Origin of the sequence: Brucella sp. MAB-22 (assembly GCF_025908475.1) — a bacterium.
Taxonomy (GTDB): domain Bacteria; phylum Pseudomonadota; class Alphaproteobacteria; order Rhizobiales; family Rhizobiaceae; genus Brucella; species Brucella anthropi.
Map to the genome: position 1 here is coordinate 834,619 of NZ_CP109781.1, position 13,159 is coordinate 847,777.

A 13,159-nucleotide genomic window follows, 5' to 3' on the forward strand; every position below is an offset into this window, starting at 1 on the left:
GTGTCGCTGCTAACGATCAGGGTACCTGAATTGAGGAAAGTTCCGCCCGTATAAGTATTGTTTCCGCTCAGTGTCTGCGTGCCGGAACCAGTTGCGTTATAATGTAAGCCGTATCCGCCACTAATGACGCCACTGAAATTTGCGGTTTCAGAACCAGAAAAAATGAGACCTGCCGACGTTAATTCAGCGCCCCCTCTCCCTGACAGAGACCCAATCGTGACATCTTGTGTGGCATTAACAATCATCCGCCCGTCAAGATAAATAAAAGAGTCGGGAGCACTGGATTGGTTGTCAAATTCTATGTTGCTGGAGGAAGCAATGGAAAAACGTCCATTCTCTGCTCGAGCAGTCCCCTGAAATGTTATGATCCCGTAGTTACCTGTCTTTGCAGTCCATGCACCATTCTGCAATACTATATTATTTCCAGAAACAAGATCAACGTTGTTAAAAATAAATGAAGTGCCGAGAGCACCTCCAGCTTGAACCCTATCAGCGACATAAAAAGCAGCGGAGTTACTACCAGATACGGTTATTTTTCCCGGAAGCTGATGCGTTGAATCAAATGTCACGGTCGTCGCGAGTCGAGCTTCGATACCGTACCCGCCGTCATCATTTACCGTAATATTCGTATTGTTATCGAATGTCGCATTGGCATTCCAAGGCCCCCACGACCCTCCACCTTGATTGTCAAAATAGACACCAGCGCTTTGCTTGCCGGAAACCGAAATCGTCGCGCCGCTCAGATCAGCAGAGCCAGTCCCATGCACCACCACCCCATGGCTGCCATCGCCAGTGGTTTTGATTGTCGCACCATTCGTGACAACTCTATTGCCACTCTCAACCAAAATTCCGGCTGAACCAGCGCCCGACGTGGTGATCTGGTTGCTGCCGCCAAAACTAAACGTGCCGCTGGAGGCATGGAATCCCGGTGTATTGTCTGCTGTCGTCGTAATAGTGTCGCCGACTTGCAAATTCTGATTGGTCACCGTGGTCAAATAATCCATCGCCCTTCCGGAGCCGACGGAAAGCGCCAGCGTGGAGACGGAAATGGCCAGCACAAGCGCTGCGGAAGCCAGGACGCCACCGCCAGATTTTTTATATCTGGTTTCACGCCGTGTGAACGGCACGACTGCTGAAACTGAGCAATAAAAACCCGCCAAAGGATTTCTCCACGAAGTATGACATAAAAAATAATCACATGCGTTATTAATGAACGGTGTAAACTGATTTCCCAAATACCTCAATAGTATAGAAATTATGGTGCATTTCGCTTGATTATTTATCATACATTACTAATATATAATAATTATATATACTTATTTTGCTGAAAATATACTCTATAATCGACAAAAATTCCACATGAAGCGCTGAGCTGCCGCACCCTGGGGAGCTTCAAGATGATCTGACCACATCATTCCTATTGGATTGGGCATCGACGAGCCTTTACGAGCTTTCGTCCCATTGACTCGACAACGGAACCGCGCACTCGTCGGGCCGGATTGAAAATTCAAGACATCCTGGAAAAGCCATGCCGAGAAGATATCTCTGATACATCGGCCCAGCATCTGTGAGCTAAGCGAGCCAACTGACGATGTTTCCTCGGAACTGAATGATCAGCCTGGCAGGACGGTGACCACCTCTAGCGAGAAACGAAAAGAGATCTTCTCCGGGAACGAAACACGTCCGGTAAGCCCACGGAGCCCAGTAATTCCTCGAAAGACAAACCGCGATCATGAATACACGCTCATGCAAACTCATGCTTTCTAGAATTCAAATAGACGCTCGAATAAGCATCCAATTTTGCCAGCAATCTGATCTCAGAAAATAAGGAAATTATATACAAAAAAAGAATACCGCCATGGAATAGTTAATTTTTTGAGATAGCAATCAATAGCGATATATAAATCTAATAAAATAAGATACGATAGTCATATTATTATGACTAATTCTATACTATAACATTTATTATAAATACATAATTATACTATTTATATATTTAAAAATGAGGACTATAAAATGAAGAACAATTTATTTATTTATTGCATCCCTTTCTTTTTATTTGGCTGCTCGACGCCGAGTTCAAAAGTGCTTCCCCCATATAAATTAAGTAATGGTGACACATATCAAGATGTCGTTACCGTTGGGTCTGACGGAAAAGGGCTCTCCCCTACTGTAACCGGCGTTAAAACTTTTCATATTCGCCCAAACAAGAAGAGCGAATTGGTATCCCACGCGGTTGGATCCGAAAGTAGCATCGCCAATGCTTTGATTAGTTCATCCAGCAGCACGCTATCCAGCACTCTGCCAATATTGCTGTTGAATAACAGAAATAGATCCAAAAAAGATTATAACAATATCGTAAATAGCTACAATTCTGGCAGTGGAAATAGCGGAGACTATAGCGGAAATGGCAATAACAACTAAAGTTGACCAAAATTTGGAGGTTGTATTGATCGCTTAGACTAGGTCTATAATATTATTTCCCAGACCAGCGCGAGCCAGGCGGCCTTCCAGAAGACTGCCCTGGCTCGCGATAATTTGAGCGATATAGAAGGTCTCTATTTTGAACATCTCGGCGACGATGCCGACCAAGGCCTTGGCCTTTCAAAGTGCAGAACGTGCTTGATGTTCACCAAGTGCCACTACGAGAAATCTCTTAACAGGAATACGCGGCTCCAGAACTGGAGTGCCATCGGCTGGTCAATCGAGCGCTATCGCGCTGGAGGTGTAAACAAGGCTCTGGTGGAGTATTATCGTAAAGTCGTCGGTGACAGCGAGTATGCCGATGAAGACCCTGCGGCACAAGTATGTCGAAAGACAAAGCGCTGAACAACTTTCGCCCCAGAGCCCCCATAATACCTATTATAAGCGCCTACCATATCTCAGGTAGGCGCTTCATTTATTTTACCAACGGCCGCCGTTGTTGGTGTTGCCGTTGCCGCTATTGTCACCGGAGTTACCGGAGCCGCTGTTGCCATTACCAGTATTGTTGCCACCATTGCCCTGGAACAGGGTCGTCGCTGCCGGGGACTTTTGAGCAACGCCCGATTCTACTGGCGACTTCATGGTCCCGGCATGGGCTGCAAAAGGAGCAAGAGCAATAAAAAGCGTAATAAAAGTTTTCTTAATCATAATAATATTTCTCCATATTTACTAAGCAAAGCTAATTATCTTTGCATTGTTATTTGACATCAAATACGAAAACCTTTCAACGCCAATATATAAGTAACTCTTTGTGTTAATTATATAATAATTTAAGAATGTATAATTTACCACTTTTCCAAGGGCGATTAGAGGAAGCCGTATCGAGCATTTGAAGACGGTAACCGACCGCGACGTTTGCTGGTTCGCAGTTGGCCGATTGTCAGATGACGCCAGGTCCTTAACGACACAGACATCCGACGTGCGTTTCAAGCATCAAAGCTTCCTGTTGTTTTTTGTGTCCGGGGTGACGTCATCAAGAAAGTTCACCGTGGGAACGAAGAACAGAGAGCCCGTTACCGCACGACTAAAATCGAGAACATGGTCATAGGTTCCCGGCGGGTTGCCGATGAACATATTCTCCAACATTTTTTCAATACGTGACGGCGAACGGGCAAAGCCGATAAAATAAGTTCCGAACTCGCCTTTTCCAATCTCGCCAAAGGGCATGTTGTCACGCACGATCTGCAACTGCTCTCCATTCTCTTCAATGTTTGTCAGTACATTGTGTGCGTAGGGTTTCTTTTGCTCATCGCGTTGCTCAATATCGGAAAGCTTGTGCCGACCTATTATATTCTCCTGTTCCTCAACGGGGACTTTGTTCCAGCTATCGAGGTCATGAAGATACTTCTGGACGATTACGTAGCTACAGCCGGAAAATTCCGGGTCTTCATTGCCGATGAGAGTTGCCGACAAGGCTGCCTGATCAACCGGGTTTTCCGTGCCATCAACAAAACCCAACAGGTCGCGGTCATCAAAAAACTTGAAACCGTGCACCTCATCAACAACTGCAACGTTACCTGAAAGCCTGGACATAATGTGGCTGGCCAGCTCGAAGCACTGATCCATGCTGTCTGCGCGTATGTGAAAAAGAATATCGCCGGGTGTCGATACAGCCGTGTGAACACCGCGAATCTCCCGGAACGCATGCAGTTCTTTCGGCTTTGGTGAGCCGAAGAGCCGGTCCCAAGCCTCCGAACCAAAACCGGTTATGCAGGAGAGCTGTCCATTCAACCGCCGAAATCCAACGCCTCGTACAAGGCTTGAAAGGTCCGCGCACAACCCCCGAACCGTCCGCTCTGCATCAACGCCCTCGTTGATGGTTACGACAAGAAAGATAGCGGCTCTCGTCAGCTTTCCGACAACTGACTGGGAAACTGGGAGCGAAGAAATACCATCTGTGGCCATGTTCAATCCATCTAGACAAATGAAAATTTCAGGCTTTAGCAACCGCTCATCTATGCTTACTCCGAAGTCAAACTTCCCGCCAAGCGATATCCAACCTGTAACGAAAACAGTTCACCGGTCAGAGATGGGTAAGTTTTTTCGCCCGGCGCACAAGATACCACACGGCAACAATGATTACCGGGAAGCCCGCAAGCGTCAGAAGCGTTTTCAGACCGGAGATAACTTCAACATGGCTCAGGCTTTCCAGTAGCGTCTTGTAGAGACCGATGGCGTAATAGCTGATGGCGACGATAGAGAACCCTTCAACGGCTTCCTGAAGCTTGGTCTGCACCTGCACCCGTTTTTCCATCGATTCCAGCAGTTGCAGGTTTTGCTGCTCCAACTCAACCTGAACCGACGTTCGCAACAAATCGCTGGCGCGGGCAACGCGGGTGGCTGAATTCTCGACGCGTCTGCTGGCTTGCGCGCAAAACCTGATAGCGGGGCGGAAACGACGCTCGATGAATACGCCGAGCCTTTGATAACCATCGACATGTTGTTCGCGCAATTCAGCAAGCCGCGCAAACACCAGTTCCGCATAGGCAGCAGTGGCGCTGAAGCGCTCCCCCGTATTGACCGATACGTCGAGAATTTCGCTGGCAAGCTGTGCCAAATCCTTGAGAAGACGTTCCTGCTGGTGGGCTTCTTTGCCAAGTGCATCAACGATTGTCTGCAACCGGGTCTCGAACTCGGAACAACGTGCAAAAGTGTCCTGCGCCAGCGGCAGGCTGATCAACGCCATGAGACGGTAATCTTCGATTTCGAGTAATCGCCGAACCATACGTCCGGTCCGAAACGCATTGAGATTGTGATTGAGCAGGACAAAGCGCGTCGCGTTGGCTTCGTTGAACCGAAACGTCGACCAGATTTCAGCGTCGCAATTGCCTATTGCAGAAACGGCAACATCTGTATCCGTTTCTGCACCGAGCATAAGCTTCGCATCATGCGTACCCGCAAGACCAACGACAATTTCAATGGAATTGATGCGCTGTCCCGGCATTTCATTGACGAGTTTGATCCAGATTTCTTCTCTGAGCGGGATGGCATTGTAGTCGCCGCTCCATTGAATGACATAGGTCAGCGATACAAATTCAGCGTGGATTTCCCACTTGATGCGACCGCTTGTCGTTTGTGCAATACCGCTTTTGCCGTCACTGGTATTCTTCAATCCCAGCTTTAGAAGAGTGTCGGGAACACGCGTGGTCTCGTTTCCGACAAAAAAAGCTTCATGCCAAACCACTGCCGGAGCATCAAAATAAATCGACGGACGCGAATGCAGTTCGTCGTTAAGAACACTACGCCATGGATAGTCTTTGGTCATCGGCGCGTGGTCCCACCCCGTTTTTCAAAATTGTTTGGAAAGATCGAAAGCCATCATCGACCATAGCGTATTACGGTCAGCTGATCGTTCAAGGGCTTTTTCGCGCACTTCCTCAATCTATTCAGCCGGGTTTCAAACTCAATGAGATTGTGTAACACCATCTCGCTTCAAGTTCTGGCATCAAAGTCGACAAATGGTGTACGCGCAAGGGTGCCTAATGTGTTCGTCGGGGAAGATGCAAACCAAGGAATACCGGTAGCAATGGAACTACCTTCTTCCATCGTCGCGTTGCAAAATATTGCGACCGCGACGGCAGGTCGTCGTTTCTCGTCAACCATCACGCTGCCGCACCATGTTGGAGCATTGACTTTTGTCAGCATCAGTGACTAATGTCAGAATATCCAACGAAAGAACCTCAATGCCTGTCCGACCGAATGACCAGATCATCCACAAGGCCGCCTGGCTTTATTATACGCACGGCCTGCGCCAGGACGAAGTGGCCCAACGTCTCGAAATCTCCCGCGCCTCGATTGCAATGTATCTGCGCAAGGCCCGCGAGATGGGGATTGTTACCATCTCGACCTCCTCGGAACTGTTTTCAGACGATGTGCTGGCGCGCGAACTGGAAGACGCGACGGGCCTAAACACTGTCTGGCTGGTGCCGGAAGACCGTCAAGCGATGGATCCCGCAGCTGAAATGCCTGTCGTCGCAGCTTCTGTTTTCCTTGAACTCCTCAACAAGGGCGACCGCGTCGGCGTTGCCTGGGGCCGCACCGTCTATCACATTGCCGACGTAATGCCTTTCGCGGATCTGAGCGGCGTTACCGTTGTCCAGCTCTGCGGCAATCTCGGTGCGCCCTATTCCTATAGGCCGGACCAGTGCACTACGGAAATCGCCCGCCGTCTCAATGCGGAAGGCATCAACTTCTATGCGCCGCTCGTTCTCTCTTCCGAGCGCCTCGCTGATGAATTGCGCGGTGAACCTGTCATCAAAGAACAGCTCGCTACAATCCCGGACTGCAATCTGGCGCTTTATTCCGTCGGCGGTATTGAGGATGACAGCCATCTCGTTAAATGCGGCGCGCTTTCGGCCGCCGACATGCATGCCATGGGCGAAAAGGGCGCTGCCGGGGTCATTGCCGGTCAGCTCATAGACCGCGATGGCCAATGGCTGGATTGCAATCACAACAGGCGCTGCATTTCCGCCGACCTCGCTTCCATTCGCGCCATCAAGAAACGCATGCTTGTCGTGCAGGAAGACAACAAGTTCGAGCCGCTGGTGGCGGCATTGAAGGGCGGCTTTGCTTCCCATCTCGTCATTACCACCTCGATGGCGCGTCGGATTCTGGATCGCTGGAGCAAGGATGGGCTCGGCAAAGGCGGTTCAAGCAAGGCTTGAGCCAGAAAAGTTTGGGTCCGCCGATGCCGGCCGGGCCGGTTTATCGGGAGGCTGACTACCATGGAAAATCTCTGGCGCGATGACGAAGCGGAAAAGGTCATCGCCGAATACGCCGCGAAAGGCGTCAACCGCGATTTGGCGCTGCGTACCTATACGACGCGGCTTCTGGGCGGCGAGCCACGACTGGTGTTACATGGCGGCGGCAACACGTCGGTAAAAACCGAGGTGACAGACCTCGTCGGCGACACGCATGCGGTGCTCTGCGTCAAAGGCAGCGGCTGGGACATGGGAACTATCGAACCGGCAGGCCTGCCCGCTGTGAAAATCGACGCCCTTCTCAAGAGCCGCAAACTCGACAGGCTTTCGGACGAGGATATGGTGACGCTGCTGCGCGCCAATCTCATCGAACCCGCCGCTCCGAACCCTTCGGTAGAAGCGCTACTGCATGCCTTCCTCCCGCACAAGTTCATCGACCACACACATTCGACGGCTATTCTCGCCATTGCGGATCAGGCCGAGAGCCAGAAAATGAGCACAGAACTCTTCGGCAAGAAAATGGGCTTTGTGCCCTATATCATGCCCGGCTTCGCGCTCGCCAAAGCGGCCGCCGAAGTGTTCGAACAGGACTCGACGGTTGAGGGCCTGATCCTCGACAAGCACGGCATCTTCACCTTTGGCGACACTGCGAAGGAAGCCTATGACCGGATGATTCACTATGTCACGGTCGCGGAGGATCACGTCAAGAACCACGGTCGCAATCCGTTCACGCCCGCTACCCTGCCTGCTTCGCTGGCAAGGCCCGGCGATATCGTCTCCATGCTGCGCGGCGCAGTTGCCGTCGACAAGGGAGAAGGCCGCTATGACCGGATGGTCAGCGTTTTCCGCACAACTCCGGCTATTCTCGATTTCGTCAATGCCCGCGAGGTCGCGGACATGGCGGCGCGCGGTGTCTCCACACCCGATCTTTCAATCCGCATCAAGACCGGCCCTATGGTGTTGCCCGCACCGGCCACGGATGATCTCGCCGGCTACCGTGCCGTCATCGACGAGCACGTCGCAACCTTCGTCGCCAATTACACCGAATATTTCCGTAGCAACGATGCGCGCGACGACGTCAAGCGCACCATGCTCGACCCCATGCCGCGCCTGACGCTGGTGCCCGGCCTTGGCATGTTTGGCCATGGTCGAACCTTCAAGGATGCGACCATCGCCGTCGATGTCGGCGAGATGTGGATCGAAGCAGCGCGCGATGCCGAATCCGTTGGTCGCTTTGAGCCGGTCAGTCGTCCCGATCTCTTCGATCTCGAATATTGGTCGCTCGAACAGGCAAAGCTCGCGGGCGCCAAGCCGAAACCGTTCACTGGGCAGGTCGCTGTCGTCACTGGCGGTGCGGGGGCCATCGGTGCTGCCGTCGTCAAGGCCTTTGCAGCCGAGGGCGCTCATGTCGTTGCGCTCGATCTCGATGGCGAGAAGGCTTCGGCGGTTGCGAAGGCTGCCGGAAACAGTTCCATCGGCATTGCCTGCGACATCACCGATCCCGCATCTGTGCGAGCCGCCTTTGACAAGGCAGTCGCAACATTTGGCGGCGTCGATATTGCGGTGTCAAATGCCGGCGCGGCCTGGGAAAGCCCTATCGCCACGATGGACGACACGCTGCTGCGCAAGAGTTTCGAGCTCAATTTCTTCGCTCATCAGACCGTCGCACAAAATGCCGTGCGCATCATGAAGGCACAGAAAACCGGCGGCGTTCTGCTGTTCAATGCCTCCAAGCAGGCCGTCAATCCCGGCGCGAAATTCGGTGCCTACGGCCTGCCGAAAGCGGCAACGCTCTTCCTGTCGCGCCAATACGCGCTGGAACACGGTGCCGACAACATCCGCGTCAATGCGGTCAATGCCGATCGTATCCGTTCCGGCCTGCTGAACGATGAGATGATTGCCAATCGGGCTGCGGCTCGCGGCCTCTCCGTCAAGGACTATATGGGCGGCAATCTGCTTGGCCTTGAAGTGACGGCTGAAGACGTTGCCCGTGCCTTTGTCCATCACGCACTAGCCGAACGCACGACTGCCGACGTGACTACAGTCGATGGCGGCAATATCGCAGCAGCCATGCGTTGATCTTTTGGGCTGGTGCAGACAACTGCTTCAGCCTTCCAGACATACAGAAAGGGGCGGTCCGATGGACCGCCCCTTCTTCATTCCGTCATGCCTAGAGCAGTTGTTTCGGCGCATTATCCTACACAGAGCCGCTTCGCACCTTTGCTGGAAATGCTCTAAATCAGGGCTTCGGCATCCATGCAGGCATGGCAACATCGGCATGAGCGAACTGCGGCAGTTTCGTGCCGAGCTCTTCCATATTCTTGATGTCCTGATCGTTGAGATCTTTCTGCGTAATCAGGGTCGGCGGCACGATGACCTGCTTGCCAGGATTTTCACCGGCCAGCAGCATGGCGAGCGAGCGTACAGACACCTGACCAACTACAGCCGGGTTGGTCGCTGCCGTCGCAACCCATGCAGAACCGGATTCACGCATGGCGGCGATGTCGGAGGTCGAGATATCCGCCGAGTAAATTTTCACGTCGGAAGACATACCAGCTTCGTCGACCGCAATCTTCACGCCCTTGGCGAATTCGTCATAGGGTGCAAACATCACCGTGATGTCAGGGTTGGCGGAGATCACCGAGCGTGCCTGATTGGCGACCGAATTTGCAATGGGATTGTCCATCGTGCCGAACTGGGCGGCTTCCTTGATGCCGGAATATTTCGCCTTGAACTCTTTCCATTTCTCGTCACGACGGTCGAGCGGTGCGATGCCTGCGACATAGACATAGCCAGCCTTGAAGCTCTCGCCATTGTCCTTGATCGCCTGCTCAAGTGCCAAACGAGCGAGATCATGATCGGACTGCTCGACTTGCGGGATATTCTCGTTCTCGACGTTCACATCGAAAGCGACCACCTTGATGCCCGCGTCGACCGCACGCTTGGCGGCCTCCTTCATGGATTCCGTCAGGCCGTGCTGGATGATGATGCCCTGCACACCAAGCGCAATGGCCTGATCGACCATATCGGCCTGCAGAGCTGCATCCTGACGGCTGTCGAACACCTGCAGCTGAACACCCAACGCCTTGGCTTGTGCTTCAACGCCCGCGAGGTAGGACTGGAAGAAGTCGCCGGTCGACAGATAGCGCACGAGTGCGATCTTCACCTCTCCCGGCTTGTCAAAGGGTTTCGGCATATCGGCCGCAAAGGATGGCGTACCAAATGTTGCTGCAGCCATCAGCCCGAGCGTCAGCTTGCCCAGGGTTCTACGCGTGAAATTCATGTCAGTCTCCTCCACTGATCAATATTGTTAGCCCGCTGAAGGTTCCCGCCTCAGCGTTTGCCTCTTTTCGAGAGCGCAAAGGTGAAAATCAGGGCCATGACGAGCACGGCGCCCTTGACGAAATCCTGTGTGTAGTAAGGCGCGTTCATCATCGTCAGGCCCTGCAAAAGAATGCCGACGAAGAGAGCGCCAACGGCAGTGCCGAACGCATTCGGCTTGGCAGCGCCAAGCACTGCGAAACCAATGAGGGCCGCGGCAACGGCATCGAGAAGCAGATTATTGCCCGAGGCGATATCCCCGCGCCCGAGGCGGGCGGCAAGCAGAATGCCGCCGATCGAGGCGAAGACGCCGGAGATGATATAGGCCGAGATCTTGTAGGCATTGACCGGCGCGCCAGCGAGGCTTGCCGCGCGCTCGTTGGAGCCGACAGCGTACATCATCCGGCCGAAGCGGGTATATTCAAGGAAGAACCAGATGACGATGGCCAGCACGATCAGCACCACTACCGAAACTGGCACCAGATTGGGCAGGATGAAATCGAAACGATGACGGCCAAGCGCCAGAAAGGCCGGACTGAAAGCACCGGCTGCCGTCGAGCCATCCGGCAACGTCATGCCCGTTGCAATCGAGCGTCCTTCAGTCGGGATGCGTTGCAGGCCGAGCAGCAGGAACATCATTCCGAGCGTCGCCAGAAGATCGGGAACGCGCATATAGACGATGATGATCCCATTGACCAAACCGACGAGCACACCGACGGCAAGGCAAACAAGTGTCGCCGTCAGGGCGTCCCCACCCATGACCACCATCACATAAGACGAAGCCATCATGGCAGTCGTTGCGACGGAACCGATGGAAAGATCAAAACCGCCAACAACGAGCGTCGCGGTGACACCAAGTGCAAGAATACCGGTGATAGACACGGATTGCAGGATAAAGACCGCGCTCTGGGGCGAAGCGAAACCACCGGTCACAGCCGAGAAATAGAGCACCATGCCAGCAAGCAGCACGAGGAAGCCATATTTGATCGCGGTTTCCCGGATATTCAGGCCCGCAGGCGGAATTGCGCCGGTGGCGGTGGATTTGCTCTGTTCACTTATCATCATGCACTGACCTGTTGATGGGATTGTCCGGCAATCTCGGAGAGCAGCCGCTCGACATCGATGTCGACATTGCGGTGCTCGCCCACGATAGTGTGTTCCGACATCACGAGAATGCGGTCGGCGACTTCGAAGGCTTCGTCGAGCTCCGTCAGGAAAAGAATTGTGGTGCGCCCTGCCGCAGAAGCGCGCAGCTTCTCACCTATGTCGCGACGAGCGGCGATATCAACTCCCTGGAAGGGCTCATCGAGGATGAGCAGTCGCGATGGCTCGGAAAGCCAGCGACCGACCATAACCTTCTGCTGGTTGCCGCCCGACAGCGTCTGCATCTCGTCACGCTCATTGCGGCAGACGACACCGAGCGACGAAATCTGCTGGCGCGCCGTTGCCTTCTCTGCCCGTCGGCTTGAAATGCCGAAAGTCGAAAGCCGGCGTAAGAATGGCAAGCTGATATTTTCGTAGATATTGAAGTCCGGCACGATGCCGCTGATCGCACGGTCCTTGGCGACAAGGAAAACGCCTCTGGCTATCGCTTGACCAGTCGTCTTCGGTGCGTAGTTCACACCATCCAACGTCATTTCGCCTGCTTCCGGGGTCCGCGCACCAAACAGCGTTTCAGCAAGTGCCGTCTTGCCGACACCAACAAGACCCGTGACCGCGACGATCTCACCATCCCCGAGATCGAAATCGAAGGGTCGCGCCTGTTCGGAAAGCTTAAGGCCCCGCACGCTAAAGACCGGACGACTTGCGTCACGCACGGCAACGGCACCAGCCGACACCTTGCGCCCCAGCATGGCATTGACCGCGCCCTCGTAATCGAGTTCCGGCCCCTCGAAACGGCCAGTGATGCGACCGTCGCGCAGCGACACGATGCTGTCGGCAAGGCGACGAATATCCGACATGCGGTGCGAGATATAGAGAATGGCGACACCCCGCGCCTTCAACCGATCAACGAGGTCGAACAGACGATCCGCCTCGGCACTGGAAAGCGACGATGTTGGTTCGTCGAGGATCAGTACCTTCGGTTCATGCGCCATGGCACGCGCAATCGCCACCATCTGGCGATCCGCAAGTGTCAGGTCAGTGATTTTGGCCGAAAGGTCGATGGCAAGGCCCATGCGCGAGGCGACCGCCGCCGCTTCGCGACGCACCCGGCGCGGATTGAAAAAAAGCCGCGCACCACGCCCGTTCAACCGATCGAGCGTGAGATTGGTCGCCACATCGAGATCGGCGATGACGCCGTCATTGATGTTCTGATGCACTGTGACAACGCCAGCACGGATTGCCTCGGCGGGCGTCGCTGGATCAAAGGCAGCATCTGCCAGCGTGATAGTGCCGGCACCGCGTGTATAGACGCCCGAGAGGATGCGCACGAGCGTCGATTTTCCGGCGCCGTTGGCCCCCATCAAAACCGTCACTGCGCCTGCTTTGAGGTCGAGGTCAACACCTTGCAAGACCGTCACCGGTCCAAAGGATTTGCGCACGCCCTCAATGCGAAACACTGGCTGTTCGCTCATAAATTCCTCCCACTGACGCCACGTTAAGATAGGCTGCCATCAAATGTCAAGGCCATTGACATTTGACAGAATGATGCC

The 13,159-nt window shown here is 53.7% G+C and carries 11 protein-coding genes and 1 pseudogene; 5 read left to right on the plus strand and 7 right to left on the minus strand.

Features of this window, described 5'->3' with window-relative positions:
* Positions 1 to 47: 47 nt before the first annotated feature.
* Positions 48 to 1,286 (minus strand): annotated as a pseudogene (locus OHI65_RS22925) (hypothetical protein); the annotation flags it as partial.
* 730 nt (positions 1,287 to 2,016) lie between these two features.
* Between OHI65_RS22925 and OHI65_RS03755 the strand changes: the two are divergent.
* Positions 2,017 to 2,424 (plus strand): hypothetical protein, encoded by a 408-nt coding sequence (locus tag OHI65_RS03755; protein ID WP_125302694.1) that lies wholly within the window; start codon positions 2,017 to 2,019, stop codon positions 2,422 to 2,424.
* A 114-nt stretch (positions 2,425 to 2,538) separates the two neighbouring features.
* Entirely contained in the window at positions 2,539 to 2,829 is a 291-nt protein-coding gene (locus OHI65_RS03760) for a hypothetical protein (protein ID WP_148101592.1), read from the plus strand.
* Between the two features lie 75 nt (positions 2,830 to 2,904).
* Here the strand turns inward: OHI65_RS03760 and OHI65_RS03765 are convergent, their stop codons facing one another.
* The 3 genes from OHI65_RS03765 to OHI65_RS03775 form a co-directional block, all read right to left on the minus strand.
* Positions 2,905 to 3,132, minus strand: coding sequence for a hypothetical protein (locus OHI65_RS03765; protein WP_040128498.1), 228 nt, complete (start codon positions 3,130 to 3,132; stop codon positions 2,905 to 2,907).
* Between the two features lie 285 nt (positions 3,133 to 3,417).
* Positions 3,418 to 4,389, minus strand: a complete 972-nt coding sequence (locus tag OHI65_RS03770; RefSeq protein WP_151689224.1) for a Dyp-type peroxidase — start codon at positions 4,387 to 4,389, stop codon at positions 3,418 to 3,420.
* Positions 4,390 to 4,507: 118 nt separating this feature from the next.
* Entirely contained in the window at positions 4,508 to 5,749 is a 1,242-nt protein-coding gene (locus tag OHI65_RS03775) for a DUF3422 domain-containing protein (RefSeq protein WP_011983101.1), read from the minus strand.
* Positions 5,750 to 6,010: 261 nt separating this feature from the next.
* On the opposite strand from OHI65_RS03775, the gene OHI65_RS03780 reads away from it, so the two are divergent.
* Genes OHI65_RS03780 through OHI65_RS03790 form a run of 3 tightly spaced genes read left to right on the plus strand, consistent with a single transcriptional unit; the run spans position 6,011 to position 9,263 of the window.
* On the plus strand, positions 6,011 to 6,139 hold the full coding sequence (locus OHI65_RS03780; protein WP_255414844.1) for a hypothetical protein: 129 nt from the start codon (positions 6,011 to 6,013) through the stop codon (positions 6,137 to 6,139).
* Positions 6,140 to 6,167: 28 nt separating this feature from the next.
* Entirely contained in the window at positions 6,168 to 7,148 is a 981-nt protein-coding gene (locus OHI65_RS03785) for a sugar-binding transcriptional regulator (RefSeq protein WP_011983103.1), read from the plus strand.
* Positions 7,149 to 7,208: 60 nt separating this feature from the next.
* Positions 7,209 to 9,263, plus strand: a complete 2,055-nt coding sequence (locus tag OHI65_RS03790; protein ID WP_125302686.1) for a bifunctional aldolase/short-chain dehydrogenase — start codon at positions 7,209 to 7,211, stop codon at positions 9,261 to 9,263.
* Between the two features lie 160 nt (positions 9,264 to 9,423).
* Here OHI65_RS03790 and OHI65_RS03795 read toward each other — a convergent pair whose 3' ends face one another.
* The 3 genes from OHI65_RS03795 to OHI65_RS03805 are packed head-to-tail and all read right to left on the minus strand — an operon-like array spanning position 9,424 to position 13,081.
* Positions 9,424 to 10,467 carry a substrate-binding domain-containing protein gene (locus tag OHI65_RS03795; RefSeq protein ID WP_011983105.1) on the minus strand — a complete coding sequence of 348 codons (1,044 nt, stop codon included), beginning with the start codon at positions 10,465 to 10,467 and terminating at the stop codon, positions 9,424 to 9,426.
* A gap of 50 nt (positions 10,468 to 10,517) precedes the next feature.
* Positions 10,518 to 11,567 carry an ABC transporter permease gene (locus tag OHI65_RS03800; protein ID WP_185758036.1) on the minus strand — a complete coding sequence of 350 codons (1,050 nt, stop codon included), beginning with the start codon at positions 11,565 to 11,567 and terminating at the stop codon, positions 10,518 to 10,520.
* A complete protein-coding gene (locus tag OHI65_RS03805) occupies positions 11,567 to 13,081 on the minus strand; it encodes a sugar ABC transporter ATP-binding protein (protein WP_125302683.1) in 1,515 nt (504 codons plus the stop codon). The genes OHI65_RS03800 and OHI65_RS03805 overlap by 1 nt, the downstream gene beginning before the upstream one ends.
* Between the last annotated feature and the right edge of the window lie 78 nt (positions 13,082 to 13,159).